The sequence below is a fragment of the Paenibacillus xylanexedens genome (assembly GCF_017874615.1).
In the GTDB taxonomy this organism is placed as follows: Bacteria; Bacillota; Bacilli; order Paenibacillales; family Paenibacillaceae; genus Paenibacillus; species Paenibacillus xylanexedens.
The window spans coordinates 43,797-66,576 of sequence record NZ_JAGIKV010000031.1 but is presented as its reverse complement, the minus strand read 5'-3'; the positions used below and the strand labels follow the sequence as shown (position 1 = coordinate 66,576).

General features: G+C 38.8%; 26 protein-coding genes and 1 pseudogene. 3 read left to right on the top strand and 24 right to left on the bottom strand.

Translation table 11 applies throughout. The features are described from left to right. Positions 1 to 395: 395 nt before the first annotated feature. From J2Z28_RS27790 to J2Z28_RS27780, 3 genes are all read right to left on the bottom strand, one after another. The gene (locus tag J2Z28_RS27790; RefSeq protein WP_211085359.1) at positions 396 to 599 is read right to left on the bottom strand and encodes a helix-turn-helix domain-containing protein; all 204 of its coding nucleotides are present in this window, start codon (positions 597 to 599) and stop codon (positions 396 to 398) included. A gap of 101 nt (positions 600 to 700) precedes the next feature. Beyond that, positions 701 to 1,102, bottom strand: a complete 402-nt coding sequence (locus J2Z28_RS27785) for a GNAT family N-acetyltransferase (protein WP_211085358.1) — start codon at positions 1,100 to 1,102, stop codon at positions 701 to 703. Positions 1,103 to 1,298: 196 nt separating this feature from the next. Next, a complete protein-coding gene (locus J2Z28_RS27780) occupies positions 1,299 to 1,520 on the bottom strand; it encodes a helix-turn-helix domain-containing protein (RefSeq protein WP_174806439.1) in 222 nt (73 codons plus the stop codon). 57 nt (positions 1,521 to 1,577) lie between these two features. On the opposite strand from J2Z28_RS27780, the pseudogene J2Z28_RS31410 reads away from it, so the two are divergent. Next, positions 1,578 to 1,830, top strand: a pseudogene (locus tag J2Z28_RS31410) (hypothetical protein). 171 nt (positions 1,831 to 2,001) lie between these two features. Here J2Z28_RS31410 and J2Z28_RS27775 read toward each other — a convergent pair. The 15 genes from J2Z28_RS27775 to J2Z28_RS27705 all read right to left on the bottom strand — a co-directional run bounded on the left by J2Z28_RS27775 (position 2,002) and on the right by J2Z28_RS27705 (position 15,506). Further along, complete coding sequence (locus J2Z28_RS27775; RefSeq protein WP_244988570.1) at positions 2,002 to 2,430, bottom strand: GNAT family N-acetyltransferase; 429 nt, start codon at positions 2,428 to 2,430, stop codon at positions 2,002 to 2,004. Between the two features lie 310 nt (positions 2,431 to 2,740). After that, a complete protein-coding gene (locus tag J2Z28_RS27770) occupies positions 2,741 to 3,397 on the bottom strand; it encodes a lysozyme inhibitor LprI family protein (protein ID WP_211085357.1) in 657 nt (218 codons plus the stop codon). A 218-nt stretch (positions 3,398 to 3,615) separates the two neighbouring features. Beyond that, positions 3,616 to 4,161: a hypothetical protein gene (locus tag J2Z28_RS27765; protein ID WP_211085356.1), complete on the bottom strand. Its 546-nt coding sequence runs from the start codon at positions 4,159 to 4,161 to the stop codon at positions 3,616 to 3,618. Between the two features lie 548 nt (positions 4,162 to 4,709). Beyond that, positions 4,710 to 5,480, bottom strand: a complete 771-nt coding sequence (locus tag J2Z28_RS27760) for a nucleotidyltransferase domain-containing protein (protein WP_211085355.1) — start codon at positions 5,478 to 5,480, stop codon at positions 4,710 to 4,712. Between the two features lie 201 nt (positions 5,481 to 5,681). Next, positions 5,682 to 6,461: a Cof-type HAD-IIB family hydrolase gene (locus J2Z28_RS27755; RefSeq protein ID WP_211085354.1), complete on the bottom strand. Its 780-nt coding sequence runs from the start codon at positions 6,459 to 6,461 to the stop codon at positions 5,682 to 5,684. A gap of 238 nt (positions 6,462 to 6,699) precedes the next feature. After that, the gene (locus tag J2Z28_RS27750; protein WP_211085353.1) at positions 6,700 to 7,326 is read right to left on the bottom strand and encodes a Type 1 glutamine amidotransferase-like domain-containing protein; all 627 of its coding nucleotides are present in this window, start codon (positions 7,324 to 7,326) and stop codon (positions 6,700 to 6,702) included. Between the two features lie 226 nt (positions 7,327 to 7,552). After that, positions 7,553 to 8,131: a hypothetical protein gene (locus tag J2Z28_RS27745; RefSeq protein WP_211085352.1), complete on the bottom strand. Its 579-nt coding sequence runs from the start codon at positions 8,129 to 8,131 to the stop codon at positions 7,553 to 7,555. Positions 8,132 to 8,337: 206 nt separating this feature from the next. Beyond that, the gene (locus J2Z28_RS27740; protein WP_211085351.1) at positions 8,338 to 8,997 is read right to left on the bottom strand and encodes an HAD hydrolase-like protein; all 660 of its coding nucleotides are present in this window, start codon (positions 8,995 to 8,997) and stop codon (positions 8,338 to 8,340) included. Positions 8,998 to 9,236: 239 nt separating this feature from the next. Then, entirely contained in the window at positions 9,237 to 9,956 is a 720-nt protein-coding gene (locus J2Z28_RS27735) for a ferritin-like domain-containing protein (protein WP_211085350.1), read from the bottom strand. Positions 9,957 to 10,130: 174 nt separating this feature from the next. Beyond that, positions 10,131 to 10,769: a GNAT family N-acetyltransferase gene (locus J2Z28_RS27730; RefSeq protein WP_342357560.1), complete on the bottom strand. Its 639-nt coding sequence runs from the start codon at positions 10,767 to 10,769 to the stop codon at positions 10,131 to 10,133. 383 nt (positions 10,770 to 11,152) lie between these two features. Next, entirely contained in the window at positions 11,153 to 12,037 is an 885-nt protein-coding gene (locus J2Z28_RS27725) for a GNAT family N-acetyltransferase (RefSeq protein WP_211085349.1), read from the bottom strand. Positions 12,038 to 12,195: 158 nt separating this feature from the next. Continuing rightward, on the bottom strand, positions 12,196 to 12,690 hold the full coding sequence (locus tag J2Z28_RS27720; RefSeq protein WP_211085348.1) for a hypothetical protein: 495 nt from the start codon (positions 12,688 to 12,690) through the stop codon (positions 12,196 to 12,198). Between the two features lie 229 nt (positions 12,691 to 12,919). Further along, positions 12,920 to 13,345: a GNAT family N-acetyltransferase gene (locus tag J2Z28_RS27715; protein ID WP_211085347.1), complete on the bottom strand. Its 426-nt coding sequence runs from the start codon at positions 13,343 to 13,345 to the stop codon at positions 12,920 to 12,922. Positions 13,346 to 13,890: 545 nt separating this feature from the next. Further along, a complete protein-coding gene (locus J2Z28_RS27710; protein ID WP_211085346.1) occupies positions 13,891 to 15,120 on the bottom strand; it encodes a DUF5677 domain-containing protein in 1,230 nt (409 codons plus the stop codon). A gap of 182 nt (positions 15,121 to 15,302) precedes the next feature. Further along, the gene (locus tag J2Z28_RS27705) at positions 15,303 to 15,506 is read right to left on the bottom strand and encodes a helix-turn-helix domain-containing protein (RefSeq protein WP_211085345.1); all 204 of its coding nucleotides are present in this window, start codon (positions 15,504 to 15,506) and stop codon (positions 15,303 to 15,305) included. A gap of 171 nt (positions 15,507 to 15,677) precedes the next feature. Between J2Z28_RS27705 and J2Z28_RS31405 the strand changes: the two genes are divergently transcribed. Continuing rightward, on the top strand, positions 15,678 to 15,965 hold the full coding sequence (locus tag J2Z28_RS31405; protein WP_244988569.1) for a hypothetical protein: 288 nt from the start codon (positions 15,678 to 15,680) through the stop codon (positions 15,963 to 15,965). Positions 15,966 to 16,739: 774 nt separating this feature from the next. On the opposite strand, the gene J2Z28_RS27700 is transcribed toward J2Z28_RS31405, so the two are convergent. From J2Z28_RS27700 to J2Z28_RS27675, 6 genes are all read right to left on the bottom strand, one after another. Continuing rightward, positions 16,740 to 17,837 carry a Gfo/Idh/MocA family protein gene (locus J2Z28_RS27700; RefSeq protein ID WP_036609170.1) on the bottom strand — a complete coding sequence of 366 codons (1,098 nt, stop codon included), beginning with the start codon at positions 17,835 to 17,837 and terminating at the stop codon, positions 16,740 to 16,742. 61 nt (positions 17,838 to 17,898) lie between these two features. Then, positions 17,899 to 19,071, bottom strand: a complete 1,173-nt coding sequence (locus J2Z28_RS27695) for a Gfo/Idh/MocA family protein (RefSeq protein WP_076330735.1) — start codon at positions 19,069 to 19,071, stop codon at positions 17,899 to 17,901. Next, complete coding sequence (locus J2Z28_RS27690; protein ID WP_211085361.1) at positions 19,068 to 19,982, bottom strand: sugar phosphate isomerase/epimerase family protein; 915 nt, start codon at positions 19,980 to 19,982, stop codon at positions 19,068 to 19,070. The genes J2Z28_RS27695 and J2Z28_RS27690 overlap by 4 nt, the downstream gene beginning before the upstream one ends. Positions 19,983 to 20,327: 345 nt before the next feature. Next, positions 20,328 to 20,825, bottom strand: coding sequence for a metallophosphoesterase family protein (locus J2Z28_RS27685; RefSeq protein ID WP_211085344.1), 498 nt, complete (start codon positions 20,823 to 20,825; stop codon positions 20,328 to 20,330). A gap of 245 nt (positions 20,826 to 21,070) precedes the next feature. After that, positions 21,071 to 21,505, bottom strand: a complete 435-nt coding sequence (locus J2Z28_RS27680) for an Rrf2 family transcriptional regulator (protein ID WP_211085343.1) — start codon at positions 21,503 to 21,505, stop codon at positions 21,071 to 21,073. Between the two features lie 42 nt (positions 21,506 to 21,547). Next, entirely contained in the window at positions 21,548 to 21,925 is a 378-nt protein-coding gene (locus J2Z28_RS27675) for a DivIVA domain-containing protein (protein ID WP_017689054.1), read from the bottom strand. Between the two features lie 199 nt (positions 21,926 to 22,124). Between J2Z28_RS27675 and J2Z28_RS27670 the strand changes: the two genes are divergently transcribed. Next, positions 22,125 to 22,691, top strand: a complete 567-nt coding sequence (locus J2Z28_RS27670; RefSeq protein ID WP_211085342.1) for a TraR/DksA C4-type zinc finger protein — start codon at positions 22,125 to 22,127, stop codon at positions 22,689 to 22,691. Positions 22,692 to 22,780: the final 89 nt, after the last annotated feature.

The following is a 22,780-nucleotide window of genomic DNA, read 5'->3' as shown; positions in this document are numbered from 1 at the left end:
TGCAGATTTCATGAAACGGGTCAATCAGAGTCCTTTTGAATTAATTGATCGGCTACTGGTTCGGGCGTAAAGATTTTCAGTTCAATCTATATAGTTCGTAAATTTTTATATTTAACTTCCCTGACAAAACTTGACCAAGGTATGTTTTTCCGCTACCAGTTGAACCTATAATATGAATTCTTAAAGGTCTAGACATATTAGCTTCTCCTCTTTAATTTATTGCAGTGATTTCTAATCACCTTCCTTTTTTTATGCAGTTCAACAAACTCTCGGAGGTGTCTGCCAAAATATCAACTTCGAAATCCATTTAGCAGACCAAGGCTCCGTTAGGAGCCGTTGCTTTATGTCATACGACGGAATCTCAATTTTGGTTAACAGCAGATGTTATCATCCCATCATTGATCTGCTATATGCTCCAATAGATCTCCAGGCTGGCATCCCAATGCAGTACATAATTTATCAATTACTTCTAAAGATATATACTCATTCGTATTGAGTTTTGCCATCGTTGCCGATGAGATCCCCGTCATTTTCAATAAATCCTGCTTCTTAATCTCCCTGTCAATCAATAATTTTTGAAATGGTTTATAACTTATCATCTGGTATCCCTTCAATTTCTGAATTGAAGCTTTATATAGGACCTTCTCAAAAACAAATTCATCTAATCAATTCTCATCTGATCGGAATCTTTACTTCAATGCTATACCATATCTGAAATAAACATGGCTTTAGTTCCTTCTTCTGGCTTAAATCCAAATATTCCATAGAATTTTTCTGCACTATCATAGGATATAAGTACTTTTGTTTTGACATTAGAATATCGACTAAGCATTTGTTCCATCATTCTCTTTCCAATTCCTAATGATTGATATTCTTTGTGTACTAACATGTAATGAAAATATACTGTCATCACGCCGTCAGACAATGCATTTATTAAACCAACTAATTTGTTATCATCCCATGCAGTAATAACCGTATGCGAGTTGTTTATTGCTTGTCTAAGATCTTCTGGGAAATCTCCTGATTTCCAGTCCACCGAATGAAACAGTTCTTGAATTGCCTGTGTATCAATGTCTTTTATTTCTTTGAAAATGATTGTCATAATATTGCTCCTATGGTTGTTGTTTTGATTGGGAGTATTGGACAACGTTTCTATATTCATGAACCCCAAAGGGGATGTTTGCTGAAACTCTTCTCGAAATCCATCCGTAGTCCCAGGCTCCGAAGGAGCAATGCGGAGCAATGCATGAATATTATGTTATAGGACGGAATCGTTTCTTCAAATCGACCTTCACTATTTATTTTGCTCCTGGTACGTATTCAATCAAATCAGATAATTTACAATTAAATGTATCGCATAGCTTGAATAAGGTTTCCAGCTTTGTTGTTTCTATATTTGTTTCCCTATAGAGTTTATTGATCGAATTCCGGCTTAAGCCCGATTTTGCCATCAATTCTGTTATATCATCTATTCGATGTTCTGCCATGAGTTCTCGTATATTACACTTGATTATGTTCATCTTTTCCCCTCCATAATTCTATCTTATCTTTCATATTAGCAATCATCAACAGAACCACTGATAAGAATACGTTTAGAATTACTCTATACTGAGCTTCTGAAATGTCATACGGACTACAATCAACTTTCTGCCGACAGATCAATACTTTAAAACACTTCGTGATGCTTTGCCCGATCAACTTCAACATACCGCTTTTCTTTACGAAGACGCACAAATCTCACTCCAATCCATCCTAGAAAGAAGTATCTACATACAAGGTTTCAAAGATGCCCTACAACTATTTAGTGAATTGCAGAATTCTAGTATTTAGAGGGTTATTTGACCCTCTTTTTCTATTGTTTTTGATTCTGTCGTATAACCTACCCGTAGCCGAGCCACTTCCTTGGAATGCCTCGAGCGGACCTAGGATAGGTACCAGCCGGTCCGCAGGTAAATATGATGGTAGACGATGCCGTACTGAATTAGTTTTCATTAAATGCTTTTAATCTCTTGTACTAAATTCTTGTATATATTTTTTTCGATCTTGTACATAGTGTTCAGTGTAATTAGTTCCTTTAAAACCTTCTATTACACTTCTCCAAAATGTCCTTGCCGGAAGATTGCTCTCCATTTGCGAAATCTTCCAATTCGCTTTGTACATCTTAAATGCTTCTATTGCTGCTTTACGACCTATGCCCGATCTTCTGTATTTCTGTAAAACCATAAAATCGTATATCACATGCGTCGGATCTGGATCAGTATCCATATTCTCAAAAAGGAATACTATAAAACCAACGAGTTTACCTGCTACTTCTATAAAAAATGGATTCCATCTTTCGTCGCCTTCCCAATAATAATTTATGTTTACTTCGAATTTTCCGTTTCTATCTATATCTCGACCTGTATATTTACTGAAGTCATACTCGTACAATTCATATAAATTGATTAGTATACTTTTGTCTTAAAGATTTACTCGGACAAGTTTTCATTCCATGTTTGCATCTAACTCCTTTTTGTTTTTTCAATGCACTTCGCGGTTTCACCTAACGTATGTCCATTCCTGACTTTGATTCCCCTTAGATAGCTCTTATCTTAAGTAAAATTAAAGTGTCGTATGGATTCATTTCATCGAAACTTCGCAGGCGACCAAGACGTGGTAGCCCCGCAGCTTGATTACATTGTTATGCGCCGTTACCCTCTTCGAAGTATCACCTAAAAAACCTTTGATCCAGATTCCAACTTTATTTTTTACTTTGGTAAACAAACTCAATTTCACCATCTAGTAGATATCGATATTCAAATAATTGCATTGTTCTTTCCCTAATTCTCTCCCGTATAACCGTTGTTAGGCTTACTGATCCTTTTGATCCAAGGTAACCATTATCAATAAATGTCTTCTCTACAAATTTTGTTTCCCTTAAGTGATGCTGTAACCATTCTTTCTGCGATTCAATTAGTGCTTCTCTTGGTTCTCTATCCAACTTAGAAAGAAGCGTTTTATATATTTGATTCAACTCTTTATCCCAAATCTCTGTATATTTGCTTTCAAATGCCCCCCATTCCAATGTTGTAATAATCTCTTTGGAATTTTGAAATTCATTAAATTCCACTTCATAATGATGATCTATAAGATTTCGAAGCATTTCATCATAAAATTCTCCTTTTAAATCAAGGTTCCCAATGCTCATGGGTAATATTTTTTTATTGTTAGCAGTATCTGATAGACCTTCCGTTATTTCTTTTGATTCTGTTCCATCACCTGTACTCACAACATCAGGAGGCAGTTCAGAATTCATTATTGAATTAGTTTCGCTGTTTAAAGTAGTCGGTAGACTACTATCTTGACAAGATGAAAACATTATCGTAATAAAAAATAATAAGAGTATCTTACTTTTCATAAGTTTTCTCCTTAAATATTATCTTTAATATTTACAGGTAATGGCGCATAACGCTTTCCGCATTCACGAACCCGAGAGGCTTAAGGTTGCCGCGGCGATAAAACGAAGTAATTGCCTTGCTGGGTCGAAGACTTAGCCTCGCAGGTGTTGTCGCTGAATAAGCTTCCTCGAAATGCCTCTAACGGACCGAGGGAGCGACCGAAGCGTTGAATGTGTTGTTATATGCTTCCCGGGCTTCCTGAGTCATCTCTCAGTTCTTTAAGTTCATGTTTTAATTTTTCTATCTCTTCATCTTTACTAGCTATTATACCGCTAAATTTATCATCGATATTTTTCAATCTATTTTCTACGTCTTCAAAGACCTCTAGTACGTTATCTATTTCTTGGTCTGATTTTAGTCCGATTAGGAAAACAACAATACCTAAACCTAAAAGAACAATTGCATCATTTAATTTCAAAATTAATTCCTGTTCCCAACCAAGTGTAAGATGAGGCAATGCTACTATAGAAAATGCAGTTAAGAATAGTAGAGAGAGTTTTAAAAATCTAAGAATCTTCCCTTTCCAACTATAGTATTTTTCTTTTTCCCTTTTTAATTGCTCAAGATGGTGAGTTGTTAAATCAAATAATATGAAAAAGAAGCCAGCAATAGAGAAACTAAAAGTAAATACCGGATTTAAAATTACAAAATCAGTTAATCTCCAATAGCCTAAGAACATAAAACATAAACCTATAAATTTTGTTATTGCGTTTGTATTGAACAACTAAACCTCTCCTCGGGGTGTAAATTCTTGCCTGATTGTATATAACGTTGTTGTATGTAATTTATCGTCTTTAAGTATATTTTGTTTTATTCGATTCCAAATTCTGATCTCTTCAATTCCTATTCCCTCGGAAAGATAATCATCAAATGAAGATATTATAACTATCATCAGCATAAATTTCTCTTTGTTGTTAAATTTATTATTTTCATAATATGTAATAAATTCATTTACTTTCGAAGAATCAGCCAACGTATATTCCCAGTCCTGTGAAAACGGAGTAAGTGGCGGTAAATGTAATTTCTTTATAAGACTTCAATTGATTCTTTATCAGCAAACTTAGGACTAGTCTCCCCCATTTGTCCGCACTTATTTATTTCTTATTACAGCAATTTCATCTAACGTTTTGTATTGACGACGTCCTGGCCCCTTAGAGTCGCTGCTTATAGTTGTGAGGCTTGCCGAACACCTAATGAAGTAACGTCCCGACGGGCTTAGGGACTGGATGTGCTCACTCGCTTCTCAGAGTGACTACGATCGTTAATATATTGTTAGTCAAATGAATTTCTGGAAGCAGCCATTGTATTTAAAACGTTTTCAAAGTAGCGATATATTTCATCTGCAATTCTCAAAAACTCTTCAACAAGTACATTGCTACTATCCAAGTAACAAGCATATAGATACTCAACTAAAGCGGAGTTAATCTCACAATAGTTTAATATAGCATTCTTCATCTTAATGATTTCATCTTCCCATACCCCTGTATCTTCTAAAACCAAAGAGTATAATGCACGAATTAATCTCTTAGAGTAACCTTTAATATATCTAGTTTTCATTGAGAGATCACTAACATTAGAAAGTGAACGATGTACACGATCTACTTCCTCCTTGGTATCTGTATTTAAGTCTAAAATGAATTCTGGAGAAATTATGATCGGGGGTACTTTTTCACCAATGTCCTCCCCATGTATGCAAACACAAATAATCTTAATCCAAAAACCCCAATCATTCGGTCTACTTAATACATCATCAATCGAGCAAATGATCGTATCCATCTTAGTGACGAATGGATATTCTTCCAATAGCCTGTCTTTGATATTTGACAATCGTTCGTAATCAATATCTTGGGGATTTGCACATACAATAGTAAAGTCTGCATCTGACTTAAAAGGTTGAGCTGTTCCTTTTGGAATCGAGCCACACATATAAATGCTATGAATCTTACCTTTAAATTCGTTAAGTATATGATCTATATACTTATCAACCAAATCCTTATATTCACTTTGTATTTCAATTCTATTTATAACTTTTTCTAATATCATATAGACTCCTCCTAAAATAAGAACTTCTTTCGGCTAACGTTGTTGTATTCCTGACGTTCAAGCACCTTACCGTTGGGAACGGGTCAATAGACTTAGCTGATTGAATGTGTCACCTTAATCAACTTCTCAGATATCCTTCTTGGCGACCGAGGAGCAAGTGCGACGGTGTATGAATGTACTGTTAGATAAAGTAACCTTGAGTTACCCCCAAAATCTTTCTAGACTTACAGCAACACCGTTTTCATCATTATTAACGGTTATTTCATCAGCGATTTCCTTCAATTCCCTAATCGCATTTCCCATAGCAATAGAATATCCCGCCATCTTAAAGAGGCCTACATCATTATGATCATCACCAAATACAATAACGGAATCCAATTCTACATTATATAATTCACAGAGTTTAGTAATTGCCATTTCCTTAGATGCCAGAAGAGGCATGATTTGTACTAATTTATTATTATCCGTAATTAGTATATTCACTCTACCCTCGAATTTTTCAAACAATCCAGGATTGTGATTATTGCCAGTCAGAAGTATCTTCGTAGCATCATATTGCTTTAATTCTTTTAAGGGTTTTACTATGGGGTTTGATTGTGTGTTCATTGAGCTCATATAATCAAGCTCTCTTAAACTAAACCACTCATCCTTCACTTCCATAGTCAGTTCAATTTGAGGGTCACACTTCAAACAGTAATCAAGAATTTCTGTAGTTACATTAGCAGGGATTGATTCATTAATCTCTATCTTGGTTTCCTTACATATCACTTGAGCTCCGTTGTAATATACAAAAGCCCCGATATCTACTAATCCTTGTGGAAGCAACCAATTAACCGCCCTCGGCGGTCGAGCTGTTGCAAATATTATTCTCATTCCTTTCTGATAACAAGATAAAACCGCATCTACATTTCTCTTAGATACCTCTTTTTTTGAATTTAATAATGTTCCGTCCAAGTCAAGAACTACAGTTGAATACTTCAATGAATCAACTCCCAATACAAACTTCTTCGTTATTTTATCTACCGTTGTTGTATTCACGAACCCGAGAGACTTAATGGAGCGACTGGGTCGAAGACTTAGCCTCACAGGAATTGTCTACTGGATACTACTTCCTCGAAACCCCACTGACAGACCAAGGGGCTGAGCCCCTCAGTGTGAATACGGTGTTGGCAAGATTTTTAAGGGCTTCTTCGAGCTACTTTCAATGAATTTATCACTTTCAATGTGCTTGTTTCATTAAGATTGAGATATATTCTTCATCTTTAAGCCTTGTCACACTACAGTTCTCATTGGATTCAAATTCCACTATTCTCTCTTCAATTGTTTTATTAGTACTATCTTTAAATATGTCCTCTCGATCATAGTGAGGAAAAATAAGCTTGTCGGTTACACCTAATGCCTTAAAATCCGTTAAATCCATTGTGTTCATCTGTGGAGTAAAGAAATCAACAATGTTAATATTCGGCCCCAGTAATAACGTTCCTGCGCTTACTCCAACTATAATTACATTCTGTGCGGCCAGTGTTCTGATAATTTCATCAGCACCACTTTTCTTAGCGTAATACAATAATGTAAATGGATTTCCACCATTGATATATATAACATCTCTATGTAAGAGAATTTGCGGGTCATCAAATTCTATATCTACAAAATTGATATGCTGAAATCCCATGTCCTTAAACTCTTGCAATGCTCTTTGTGCATATCTATTATTTTCTCGCATAGGGGATGCTGTTGTAATAATTGAGACTTTTAATTGAGAGATATCTCCATCAATTAAATCCAGAAATTGGTTTTTAATATCATCAGTATAAAAACCACAAGAAGTTAATAACAAGCTACTCATTGAAATCCCCGTCCTTTAATAATAGTATATCTAATCTTTATAATTTGATTAAGGAATCCCTTGGTTTCTGCTAACGTTCCTGTATTCACGACGCTCGGCGAAAGCGGATGTGTCCGCAGCAACTACTCTCCGAAGTCGCTACTGGGACCGTGGGCGGATGCCCTATGCGTGAACATTTTGTTATAGGATGTCAGCGTCTTCTTAGAATTAGGTAAAACGCGTTTATTCAATCTTTTATATAGCTATAGAAATCATTTTTACTTACTTGTATTTTATTATTTCGTGATGGGAGATGGCTTTCCAAATGATTTAATAGTTCTTTTAATGTGCTTTCGACATCCTTGCTTGAATTCAAAATACGATATTCATTCGGCAGTTTGTTTCTCCCCCTAATGAGCGAATTCAATTTAATAGATTGTTCCCAATCAGAATAGCTATTCCCATTATTTCTGTTCTGAATTCTTAGTCTAATTACTTCGTCCTCATCACTATAGAGTGTAAAAATAATATAATTGAATCCTTCAAATTGAATAGGAATATCCCGTATGCGTGCGTCATCCAAGTCTGTAATTATAATGTTCTTAAATCCATGTCGATTATAATTTTTAACAACTAACATCAAATTCTCAAATGACAACTGCTCTTCTTCCCTCTGCGTGATTTGAACTGAAGGAGATAGAGAACGGAATTCTGGAATCCATCCAAATTCAAAATATGGAGATCTTAAATGTTCATGTAGTCTCCGAGACAATGTTGTCTTCCCATTTCCTGCTGAGCCATGGAGAATGATGAAATCTGTAGTCATTGTTTTCACCTGCTTTTAATTATTTATCTGTTAACTGTCTTTATTGATTTCCTATAACGTTTTTGTATTCACGAACTTGCGAAGCAAGTTGTCACATGAATCAACTCCCCTGTGCCAAAAACATCATTGTGACCAAGGGGTAACCGCAGCTTAAATATGGTGTTATAGGATTTCAGCGCCTTCATCGATATAATTACAAAAGCATTCTATTTTCCCTGATGTCTAAATATACTTTTTAATTCAAGTAAGTCGTCAATAATAAAATCCGCTTGTGCAAGCTCCCCTTCTTGGGCAAAATCAAATCGACAACCAATAGCCTTCAACCCATTGTTTTTTGCGGCATTGAAATCAGAAATCCTGTCCCCAACTACAGTTGCATTGCTGATGTGATGTTTTTTAAGAATATGACCGACTAAGTCATCCTTATTCTGAGTCTCTATTTGTTGGATGCTAAAGGTTTCTGTCACCCAATTATTTAACTTGTAACAGTTAACAATAGCATTGAGGTATTCGATTAGTCCATTACTTGCAATAAAAATTAAGCAGCCTTCCTGTTTTAAAAAATCAAAAACTTCTTTGACATGTGGATAAAGTGCACCATTGCCATAATTAATATTTGCAATTAGCTTCTCTAGGAAGATCTCGTCCACAATTCGTCTGATTTCATTTGAATGGTTCGGCAATAACGTTTCCCAAACTACTGGTAGAGGAACTCCCATTATTTCACGATATTTTTGGGTTGGAGCTTCACTCGTCCATTCATTTAGAGACCTTAAGATAGAGAATGTTTCTTCTAACGATAACTCTAAGATTTTGTTTGTTTGAAATAGTGTTCCATCCATATCGAAAATGACTGCCTCCAGCATGGTTTCTCTCCTATTCAAAATAAAATTATGAATTGTTATACTGTTTTTACGCTGATAACCTATAAAGTTCTGTATTCACGACGTCCCACCGAATTAAGGCTCCGTCAAAAGACGGCCGCGATGCGGTTAGTCGGTGCGGATGTGTCCGCCAGATTCCACTTCCCTGCCAATTCCCTTCGGGCTGACCGAGGGAGCGTCAGGACCCAAAGCTTGGATATAATGTTATCTGACGTAAACCTCTACTGTGAATTAGCTATAATCTTCTTTGTTAAGTTAAACTCATGACGGCATTCATAGTAATAACTTTTGAGTTTATATCCCCCAGCTTTAAATACACGCTTATGTTGATACCACACGATAATTAGCGTTCCTTCAAAAAGGATTCTACGAAGGATATAAACTATTCTGTTAAAGAAAACACTTCTATTTTGAGCAAATTTATGAAGTGTTTCAGATTGAAACTGAACATGTTTCTCCTCATCACTTAAAATTTGATTACATATATCTATTAATACTTCTGACTTTGTAGATTTTTGCAAGGCTTTATAGTACAACTTAGCAATGATCTCAGCAGTTAATAGAACAATGACTGATTGTTCTAGACTTGCATATCGACGTAATCTTCTAAATACATTGTCCACCCAATGTCTACGAAGGAGTGGGATTCCCTGTACCTTCATAAATCTGCCTAGATCTCTAGCGTGCCTCTGTTCTTCTTTAATGAATTCTATAAGCGCTTCATAGTAATCCTGATCTTGTGTCTGATGTACATATTCTTGTGCACGTTTAATTAGATATTTACCTTCAGAGTTTTCTCCTAATTGAAACTGTTGAATTGACTTAATGATTATTTCTCTTTCATTATTTGTTAATTTATAGTTGTCATCCCAATGAATATATTTGAGGTTTTGATTATTTTTTCGATAATATTGAACCCATTTCGAGAAAGTGATCTTCATTATTTGCTCCTAAATGTAATAGGTTTATGTAAGATAACGTTCCTGTATTCATGAACCCCAACGGAGTTGTCTGCTGAAATGCCTCTTCGAAATCCACCTCGCAGACCAAGACTCCGAAGGGCCGCGGCTTTGAATATTATGTTAGGCGATGCCAGCCTAAATTTCCCCTCACAATTAATCCCTTGTCCATGTTGCTCGGGTATATCCAATTCTCATACCCACTCTTTCCATATTCCGATGGCTTTGCGAGCCAAATGAGCACTGACTAACAATGAGATTACAATTGTTGTAGGTATCATGAATTCGTCTAAGTAATAAATTTGTTTGAAATCCTTTATTTCGATATTCAGGTAGTGTTGTCGCAAATGTTAATGAAGCAACATTGTTCTCTATATACATTACAGCTACTGCAACTGGATAGCCCTGATCCAACCCCAAATAATAGTGCCATCCAGGACGGGAAAACAGTACTCGGTTATTTGCAGCTACGTGTTCTTTCCCATCAAGAGATAATCCTGTACCTAAACAATGAATTTCTGCATATGTATCGAACTCATCTTCAAGTAGTTCACGAATTTCCAGTTTATGATGATCAAACGAATTTAGATTTCCAGGTTCACAAAAAAGCGTTGTATGAAATCCTGATTGATAAAAGCCTATATTATGGAGTTTTTTCATAACTTCTTGATTTATATTACCCGGGATGACTTGAATCTCAAAATTCCTTTCCCGCTCATTATAAAAGTCTAAGATATCTTCAATGACATCTTCAGAAATCCTTCCCTTTACATTATTAAAAAGACCCCATGGCATGGTTTTACTATAAAACGCCGTGCTCTCCCGAATCGTTTTATTTCAATTCCCTCAGGGTTTCCTTCTCGTTCTCTGATTGCAGTCATTCGATCAACCATATAATTAATTTCAGATTTTTCTAAAATATCCGCTAATTCCAAATTCAATATCATTCAATTTATCCCCTTCCTTGATCCGCATACAATTATACAATTACTCCTGGGTGGTTTCGCCGAACGTTGTTGTATCTACGAACCCGAGAGGCTTAAGGGAGCAACGTGACCAGGTCCGACGGACTTAGCCTCGCAGGGTTGTGAGCTGAGTCAGCTTCCCCGTTTACCACTTCTAACGAACCAAGGGCGTAGCCCGCAGCGTAGATACGGTGTTAGGTGGAGTTCAGGACATCATTGAGTTGCTATCGGTGTTTCTTCAGTTTCAAAAACTAAGTGAGAAGTCTCCTCCCCTGACAGAAAACCAAGCTTCGAATACAAATATTCAGCATTATTCCCTGCAGTTAAAAATAATCGAATTACCGGATATACTGACTCTAAATGAGTAATAGCCTTACATAACATATATCTCCCTAATCCTTGATTGTTGTAGTTTGGTTTAACAGCAATTTCATAAATAAGAGGGATACCTTCCCAAATGGAGACCAGACAAACACCCACAATCTCATTAGTTTCTTTTTGAACTAGGATAGTTGATGCATCTAGTACTTCTTCTTGATTATTGTGTTCAAAATAATATATTAAATCTCGTCTATATGTATCTAAATCCCTTTTATCTGGTCCTGTACAATAGGCTTCATTCATTAACTGAGTAATACTTGTAATGTGTTCCAGATTAGGTTTGACACAAGTAATATCACTAGGAAGAGAAGTCTCAATCTTCTCTGTTGGTCTAATCATACACTTCCTTGTACTCAAAATATTAAAACCCTCGTTCATAAAAACTTCTATATGTTCGCTTAAAACATTATAAGCCTCTACTCTGTGACTGCCTTCAGAACTCTTGACTACAACATCTTTTAGAAAAGAGACTATATCAACTGTTAAGGCAAATGGAGGTATCATAAAAAATGATCCCAACTCATTGTTACTTAAAGAGATTCCAGCTACTCGTTTATCATCTCTATAAATCCAAAAACAATCGCTTGCATCTAGCATCATCTGTTGTAAAAAAGACCAACTTGGTCTAAACCATATATTCTTTCTATAAGTAGCAAAACACTTCGAATATTTGGTTTGATCAGCTTTTTTAATTGAATATTGAGTTTCTACTGTCATTACCTTACCTTCTTTCCCTGAATTTTACCTAACGTTCCTGTATTCACGACCTAGCGAATGCTAGGTGTCCGGCGAATGCCGGGCCAAGGACGAATGTCCGCAGCGTGAATATTATGTTAGCTGATGTCACTGCCTTCCCGAGAAGCCTTCAACAATATTTAAAAAATCACTAACTTACCTGAAGGCCATTTCCCTTCCCATCCACAAGGCAGATGGCCTATAGAATAGATATATAATATTTGTTCCGAGTAAAATCTATTATATTTTTTTCTCAACTTACTTAAATAACTGTATTCCATAATTATATTTAAGATATCCCATCTAACACATTCACTGAATACATCCTCTAGTTGGAACTCATTTCGAGTTCTATCCAGTTGCTCGCTTAACATCGTATTGATAATTATCTTTGCTTCTTTGACTATGGCATTCCAATGTAAATACTCTTTCGAAAAATTATTATGTAAATACAAAGTCAACTGATTCCTGGCCTTCAAAGTTGTTTCTTCCCATTCTCGAGAATTATAATGTTCAGACGCTTCAACCCAAGAATTAGTATATATTACGGTATCACTTTGATAATCTCTTATTCCACATTTACTAAACCACTGAATTTGATATAGCATTTTTATTATTTCTTGGTTGATCTCCACGTAATAGCTCCCTCAAAATGTTGAATTTGTAGTGATTTCAGATAACGTTCCTGTATCCACGACGTACTACCGACTTAAGGCTCCGCCAGGTGCCGGCCGCGATGCGGTTAGTCGGTGCGGATGTGTCCGCTGATTCTGCTTCCCTGCCAATCGCTTCTAGCGGACCGAGGGCTTTTAGGCCCGAAGCGTGGATATAATGTTATATGAAGTCTGTGTCTTCTTGAATTGCTCACATTGTCTTTCTTCCCTGAGGTATTCTTCTCATTGATCGTTCTAAGTCTCTTTCAAATCCATATTGTTCATATAAACTATGTGCATCTAATGTCCCAAGAATTCCACTCATCCATTCATATTCATCAGAATTTACAATTTGTTCTACCAATTTCTTTCCAATCCCCTGACCTTGATATTCTTTCAATACAAATACATCACAGAGATAATAGACAGTAGCATTATCTGTAACTACTCTTGCAAAAGCAATTTGCTTGTCATTATGATAAACTCCAAAACAATGTGAATTTTCTATAGATCTTAATATACGTTCTTGTGGTCTCCTATTAGCCCAATAGCTTTGGACTAAAAAATCTAAAATCACTTGCTTGTCAAGCTTAGATTTATCATCAGAAATTAAATAATCTTTATAGATCATCTCCATGAAAACACCTCCATTTTATTGTTAATATTGTGGGTTTTAAGCTCTACACAGATTTCATATAACGTTCCTGTATTCACGATCCCCGAAGGGGTTGTCTGCTGAAATGCTTCCACAGAATTCATCCAGCAGACCAAGGCTCCAGAGGAGCCGCAGCTTGAATATTATGTTATACGACGGAATCACATCTTCGAGTTAACCAACATCCTCTTATACTCTGTTCTTTCATTGGTCTGTTAGATGTTCCAAAAGATCTCCAGGTTGGCATTCGTGAAATCTACTTGCAAGGGTTTTAAAGATATTCTTCAATTACATAATGAATTAAATATAAATTCTAATTAGAGCCAAACGGCTCTCTTTTCATTTGATTCTGTCATATAACGTTCTTGTGTTCACGACACCTTTCCCCTTAGATAGCTCTTATCTTAGGGAAAAGATGTGTCCGACTGAAATCATCCATATCTTTTCTTCATCAGGCCGGACCGAGAGCAGAATGGGCAAAAGCGTAAAAATGTTGTTGGACGAAGTTTATTGGATCCTCATCGAGTTCACCCAATATTATTGACTCTTTCATAAATTGATTTTTCAAGAATATACTTCTCATCTTCTTCAGTAACAAAATCACTAAATATTTCTGTAATAATATTTTTCATTTTTACTAGACGGTTTCTTATATCTTGTTGCATTTGTTCGTCTGCGTTGATAGCCAGCAGTTGCTCTAACAGAAGTATGCTAATAAATATAGAAAGTATAATTGCATCGTCAGATTTGCCCCGATGGTGAGGATTAAATTTTTCGTTACTTATATAGTGCTTAGAAACTAATATGTTTGGATGAGTGAATCTCGATAGTTTTTCATACAATTTATCAAAGATAAAAATATCCTCTTTATAGGGACTTGCAGTGGCCATTGAATAATTAGAGATATGACCTATATATTGTTGCCCAGTTACTTTATCAACGATAGTCCTCTTATCAAACTTACCATTACTATGAATTAAATACTGGTGGGTTCCTTCTTCCATACCGATTCTTGCTGCCACCAAATCATCTAATCTTTCGGGATATCTTAAAACATATATTATGTTAAGATAGTTTTCATAAACCGATCTTAATAGATTGAGTGAATCTTCAATCAGTCCGGCTTTTAATTGAACTTGAATAGATTTAAAGGTCTTAAACGATTTAGTGACACAAAACATAATAAAATCATTATGAGTGAGGTCTATCCCCTTAACTTGGTCATACTTTGCAATGATCATTCCAAACAAGTAGAGTGCAGATTCAAATTCTACCAGTAAACTATTTTGCTCACTATCTGATACAACTTCTTCAAATTGAAGTTCCTCATTCAAATCATAGTACTCTGCCAAGGCACTACGCCATTCACTTAACTCTGCATCAGTTAAATTCCCTTCGTACTCTTTGACTACTAATCTACCAGTCTTCTTATAGGCATAGATAAATGCTGGGTCTGCGTTTATTTCTTCTAATAATTTCACCGTCATGTTTTCAACTTCATATTCATCCATTGGTGATACATATTGATCATAGAAGAAAAGGTCGTCGTCCTTTGGTTCTCTACCATATATCTCAATGAATCTTTTCTCATGTTCCTCCATAGCTGCAATCATATCTGGATCTTTGATAGGTATTGAACGTTTATAAATGCCGTCATCATCTAAAATCCAACTGAAATTTTTATTAATACAACATTTTTTGAATTTCTTTTCACTTCCACATGGACATTCAGCATTTCGTGAGGGTCTTCTTTTCATATTTTCTCTCCTCAATAAATTTCGTCTTACGTTGTTGTATTCAAGACGTCCGACGAAGTCGGATGTGTCTGCTGAAACGCTTCCACAAGACCAAAGCTCTAAAGAAGCTACAGCTTGAATATTATGTTATACGGCGGAATCGAATCTTCGAGTTAACCAACATCCTCTTACATTCTATTCTTTCATTGGTCTGTTAGATGTTCCAAAAGATCTCCAGGTTGGCATTCCAATGCCGTACATAATTTATCAATGACTTCTAAAGATACATACTCATTTGTGTTGAGCTTTGCCATCGTTGCCGATGAAATTCCCGTCATTCTTAATAAATCTTGTTTCTTAATCTCCCTGTCAATCAATAATTTTTGGAATGGTTTATAACTTATCATCTGGTACTCCTTTGTATCCAAATTGAATTTTTCTTTAATTATATGAAAATATATTTTTTTAATCAAAAATATCTTTGATATGTCTTGACTATAATTTTCATTATGATAAAATAATATTCAATAAGTTAAATTTTTGTTCGCAAAATAAAATATAATGGACGGTGATCATTTATGTACAATTCTTTAGAAGTCTTACTTGATTCGTTGATACGTAACCGAATTGAAGCCTTATATAGCGACCTTCTCAAGAACAACACTATTTACAATCAATTCTCTTCTGAGCGAAATCTTTACTTCAAACAGTTACATGAACTTCTACCTCAGGATATGCATAAAACTCTATTTCTTTACGATGATGCAGACCTCTCAGTTCAAACAATTCTAGAACGTGAAATCTACTTACAAGGTTTTAAAGATGCCCTTCAATTACATAATGAATTAAATATAAATTCTAATTGAAAGCCAAACGGCTCTCTTTTCATTTGATTCTATTCTATAACGTTCCTGTATTAATAACTCTAACGGGATTCTCTGCCGATGTACCTCTTGGAAATCCATCCAGCAGACCAAGGCCCCCAAGGATTCGGTGCTTGGATATTATGTTATACGACTAGAAATCTCTTCTCGAATATACCTTTATTATTCATCTTCTTCAGTTTAAAACAATGACTGCCCTAACACTCATCGCAGGCAGTCATTGTTTTATCGTTTTTAGTTCTTACAACCATTTTTATTGCAAGTAACAATTGCACCAGTACTCATCCAATGATCCGAATGTTCATTGGTATTCGTGCCACATCCAGTAGTTCCACCCTTTACTTCCACTGTGCACAATATTTGTTGGAATATGTTTAACCGCCATGAAAATTCACCTCCGTTATCATAATTTGATTTCAAATATATTCTAGCACCTACTAAAAAAGAGAACAAGAGTTCCTTTTCAAGATTTTTCTATTTGTTGATTCTGTCGTATAACATCATATCTACGAACTTCGTATACACTTCTCTTTTTAACGAATATCCGAACTACTTATAATATAACCCATATTAATCCATCTGCGAAGTCACGAACGTACTCAAAAAAGCAGCCCCAGTGCGAACTGCTCCATTTGTTAGAAAAGACTAACCTTTTGGATGCAGTTTAACATTTGGGCTGCTCTTTCTTCACTCAACAAAAGAAGATTTACGGATAATCTATAGTAACCAACCTTTGCTCTCCTTTACCTAAAACATTTACTTCGCTCCACTACTCCACACCACGCGTTCGCTCATCGCTTTATGCTGTGCAATCAGACAGAGTTCTGCCGCTTTGAATGCATGTTCTTGTGTCATGGCTGTCTCGGTCCGGTCCAGGCAATCGCGGATGAGCTGACCGAAGAACGGATAACCGACCTTGCCTTTTACATTGTAGCGGTACTCCCCTTCATGATTGACCAGGTACACCTGATCCCCCTGAGGTTCCCTTGCGATGTCGATATACTTCCGCAGCTCAATATAACCGTCCGTTCCCAGAATAACTGTACGCCCATCGCCCCATGTGCCCAGACCATCGGGTGTGAACCAATCCACTCGGAAGTAACCGGACGCTCCGTTGTCCCCGATCAGAGAAGCTTCGCCGAAGTCTTCCAGTTCCGGGAACTGTGGGTGATTGAAGTTATGCACACGACTGAACCCTACCTCAGCGTCCGTACATGATGCAAACGTCAGGAATTGTTCGATCTGGTGACTCCCGATATCACAGAGAATGCCGCCATACTGCTCATGCTTGAAGAACCAGTCGGGTCTTCCTCCAGCATTCAGGCGATGCGGGCCTGTACCCATAACTTGCACTACTTTGCCGATTGCCCCTTGTTCGATAAGCTGCCCCGCATAGATCGCACTTTCTACATGCAGTCGTTCACTGTAATACACCATGTACTTTTTGCCTGTTCGCTTCACTTCTTCTCGTGCAAGCTTTAATTGCTCCAGTGTGGTAAACGGTGCTTTGTCTGTAAAATAATCCTTGCCTGCGGCCAGAACTCTCATGCCAAGCGGTGCACGATCTGAAGTGATCGCTGCACTTGCCACCAATAACACCTCATCATCTGCAAGCACCTCTGCTTCAGATCCAGCGACTTGAGCCTGTGGGAACTGCTTCCGAAATGCCTCTACCTTCGCCGGGTCCGGATCATACACCCACTTGAGAGTAGCTCCAGCCTCCAACAATGCCCCAACCATGCCGTAGATGTGTCCATGATCCAGCGCAACTGCAGCAATCGTGAACTCACCCGGACCACATACGACCTCTTTTGTAACACTTTTTGGTGCATAGAACATTCCATCTTTAGCCATGTCATCCCATCCTTATTATAAAATGTTGATTACAATGAACTCGTTTTATACAAAATCGTCTTCATTTAAACGTCTGACTCAAATCAGCAGGTTGACTGCCACTGAATGCCTTGTCTTTCTTCGTTGTTGATCCAGCAATGCGTTCCTGCAGATGCTCGTAGAACAGATCCTCATCGATCGGCAGATCCACCCAGTTATCCGTCCAGGTGGACAGCAGCATAGCGTTTGACAATGTTAATCCGTGTATACCATCCTCACCGGGAGCAATAAGTGGTGCGCCTGTACGAATCGCATCAACCCAGTTGCGTATCAGACCCGGGTGACCCGTTTCCACACCTGTAATCGGAATCTCACATTTCCAGCATTCTGGCTGTCCAAAACCTCCGGTAAACCGCTGATTGAATTCAGGCTCAGATTCCCGAAGTCGCCAGAACGTAAGTTTTCCGTCTTCGATCACGATTTTACCTCGGTCTCCGTTGACCTCAAATCGGTTTGTACCCGGTGCTTCACCCGTAGTCGTTACAAAGACACCTGTTGCTCCATTTTCATACTCCACATAAGCCGTTACATCATCTTCCACTTCAATGTTCCGATACTTGCCAAACGAACAGAAAGCACGCATTCGCACCGGCATCATGCCGATGGTCCACTGCCACAGATCCAGTTGATGCGGGTCCTGGTTAATCAGTACACCGCCACCTTCCCCTGCCCAAGTTGCCCGCCAGCCGCCGGAATCATAGTAACTTTGGGATCGGTACCAGTTCGTAATAATCCAATTGGTACGCCGTACCTCTCCTAGTTCTCCCGAAGCGATTAAGTCTCTAAGCTTAATGTAGAGTGGGTTGGTCCGCTGGTTGTACATCATGGAAAAGACTTTACCGCTGGCTGCGGCCGCTTCATTCATCTTGCGTACCTGTTTTGTATACACACCGGCCGGCTTCTCGATCATGACATGCAAACCATGCTGGAACGCCTGAATGGCTTGTTCCGGATGGTCATAGTGAGGCGTTGCAATAATGACTGCATCAATCGTACCCGAAGCCATCATCTGCTCAGCATCCTGCCAATAGGTGACCGTTGCCGGAAGATGACTGGATACCCAGCTCTCCATCTCTCTTCTTACATCACATACGGCGACCAGTTCCGCACCGGGTACTTCTCCAGCCACCAACGTTCTGGCATGTGCTGCCCCCATGTTTCCAATGCCAATCACCGCTACTCGTACGATACTCATGACTGCTCCTCCTCGTCCACACGACGCTCAATTTCGGCGAAAACGTCTGCAAAATGCTGTAACATCGCCTTGGATTCCAAGGCACCACTAAAGTCCTCTATTCCGTAATATCCGTCATACCCGACGGCACGAAGATCCCGCACCATCTGTACCCAATCGACCATGCCTTCAGTCAGCGGCATCCAGTGACATTTCCAGGCTGTATTCAGAGCCACTCCGCTGCTCTTCTCAGTCACATTAGCCTTTTGTGAATCTTTCCCTTCTGGTTCAAACCACCCGGCATTTTTTACATGTACGTGAGCCAGATAAGGCCCCAGCAACTCAAGTCCCATCCGATGATTCTCATATCCTTCATGCACCATATTGCCTGGATCGTACAATACACCCACATGCTGCGGGTCGAGCGATTGCACAAGCCGATAGGCCAGCGAGGCCGTCGGTGCTATCGTCTGATGATGTGTCTCTACAATCGCCTTGATGTTGTACTGTTTGGCCAAATCCTGTACTTCACTCAGGTAATCAACGGCTTTACGATACAACTCAGGATAACTGGTCTTGCGATCATATCCAGGAACACCTACACGCATCATAGATGCTCCCAATCCAGCCGCAGCCTGAAATGCCTGCTCTGTCGCAGACAGATCTCCACAGTTCAGATACGGTACAAGTGCGATGGATTTTCTACCTTGCCCTAACGCTGCTTCACGAAAAACAGGAACCTGTTCCTCCCAGCGGCTCGGATCTACCGAGCATCGATTATTTCTCCAGTAAGAAGGCTCTTCAGATATAGCATCTTCAGGAATACCACGGAATCTCCACTCAATTCCATCAATTCCCGCTGCTGCCGCAGCCGATGCCAGTTCTTCTGCATTCAGATCAGGGGTAGCCACCGTGAATACAGACAGTTTCATCATGATCCATCTCCTTATGTAAACGTATTCATTTCATGTCGTAAAGGCATTGTATCACTCCACTGAACGTCACCATAGGGGAAAAGGCCAACAGATGAATGACAGATAACGAACTGAGCACATTCCCCATTCAGAGATAACTTCCAAAAGAATGATGTGATCTCAAATCAAAAAAGACATCCTTGGAACAGATTTCAATTCTGTTCAAAGATGCCTTGTACAATAATCTTTTTTATCTATAAGATGAAATTTGAGGAAAAGGTTCCCTATCAGTTATCCAGTCGCCACTTCAGTAGTTGGTTCTGGCTCTTGTACTCGTCCAACTTGCAACCAGCGCATATCTCTCTAATCCCGATCAAAGAACACGTGTTCAGCCTGTATTTTCCCCTGATCTATTGTCATGATGCCAAATGAGTATTGCTTCTGAAAACGTTTATCCGTAGGCGACCCCGGATTAAATACCAGCGTGTTATCGACGGTATGCATCACCGGGATATGTGAGTGTCCGTAGATCACAGCATCCACATGCTGGCCTGCAAACGTATGAATTGCATTCTGCTCCGTACCCTTTGATCCCAGATGACCGTGTACAAGACCCAAACGAAGTCCTTCCACTTCAACAATACGGGAATACCCCAATTTTTCAGCGATTTCGGACGGGTCTGTATTACCCGCTACCCCTTCAACTGGTGCATACTCACTAAGCAATGGGTATACACTCCAATCCGACCAGTCACCGGCATGAAGAATGAGATCTGCACTCGGCAATACATCCAGGAGCCTAGTCGGTAACTTCCGTGATTTACGTGAACAATGCGTGTCGGAGATGACTACAATTTTCATATAACAACCCACCTTTTCTTTAAGAGGTCGTTCAAAAAGTCCACTTTTGATTACGAAGGATGCCTAACGGCATCGCAACATCGAATATGGAATTCAGCCGAAATAAGCATATGCTTACGAAGGTTGTTTCCTTAGGAAACATTGTAGTTGCTCACGTAGTTTCCTACGCTCCGCTACTCCATTTCTAGCTTCATCCCATCTTCTCGGTACTGAAAACCAACATGAACTTTTCGTCTTACTGCAAACTACTCTGTCTGTGATGGAACAGCTTGCATCTGGGCACAGGAACGTTCCATATCTTCAAGTGTAATGGATGCAAAGAACTGCTCCACCTTCGCCTCGGCAACCTGATACAGATTGGTCAGCAAGCTGTCTATATGCAAGCCCACTTCACAATCCGGGTTACAATTGCCGTGAATCGGGAACAATGGACCTTCGTCCTTGGCAGCCTGATAGATCATGGCTAATGTGATTTCACTTGATGGCTTCGCTAAGTAGAAACCTCTTGTTCCAGGAGAGGAGTTCACCAATCCTGCCTTTTTCAGCCCGCCCAGAATACGTCTGACGACGACAGGGTTGGTATTCACGCTACCTGCAATATGTGCAGACGTGATTCGTTCAGGCGCGCTGAGTGACAATAACAACAAACAATGCACACTGACCGAAAAATGAGTACTCATGATTAACCACCTTTATTTAATATAATCCAGGACATGCCGACCTTATTCAGAGAACAGATCCTTTTCGGGACGTGCTCTGATCTTGAGCTGTCGCACACTGTATTCCAGTTGTTTCACAATATCATCCAGTTGTTTGCGATCAATCTTGGTTGGATCTTCCACCGGTTTCGCGGACGACTTAAGATCGCGGATCGTTAACTGCTGTTCTTGCCATTTGTCCATCAGATCTGCGATATTGGCATAGAAACGTTCGTAATCTTTGATGACTAGGTCAAGATAAGCATCTACCTCATCCGGATCATAGCCACGAAGTTTATAATTAAATTGTTTTTCATGTATCGATAACGCATCTAGCTGCACACCCAATTGTTTAAACAATTGTCTCTGTTTATCCAATCTTCGTTTCATATGTTCATCCATATTGACAACCTCCATTATAAGCCAAGCCGTGTTTCTATTTCCTGTGAAGAACATACGGCATTTTCTCTCTCTATTTTTTATAACACATAATCCGTCAGATATAAAACGATACAGCCCTATTCCTCACGAAAATGATTGCTTTTCATCCATTTCGGGTAAAGACTCACTACACCCCACAACGGGAAAGGAGCATGTCCTTATGAGTACATTAACGAAAGATCAACATCAAATACTGAAAAACGCCCTTTTGCAGCAACGTGAAAACTTGCAGCATCATTTTGAATCCAGCATGGAAGACGGTGCTCCAGTCGAGTCGCTGAAAGATTCAACCGGTGAGTTGTCCTCCTATGATAATCATCCGGCAGATGCTGGTACGGAAACATTTGAACGTAGCCGTGATCTGGCGATCGACGATACATTAACAGACGAATTCAATCAAGTGAACGACGCATTGGAACGTATGGAGCAAGGTACATATGGAACCTGTGTAACGTGCGGCGAAGATATTCCCTTCGAACGACTTGAAGCTATCCCCTATACGGCTTACTGTATTGACGACACACCTAATCGGGAGATCAGCAACGATCGGCCCGTTGAAGAAGAGGTAATGACCATGCCTCCGAGTGGTGCTGGAGAAGGAAGACAGCAACGGGCTGGCAAGTTCGATAACGCAGATGCCTGGGAAGCGGTCGAAGAATATGGTACATCCAACTCCCCCGCAACCGCAGCCAAACGTGATGTGAAGGGCTACGATGAGAACATGTAACTTCGTTATGAACTGAAACGGGAAGCGTCAAAATTGAATTGGATTCAATAGGCTGCTCTACCATTAGCCTTCCTTATCACGCATTAAAA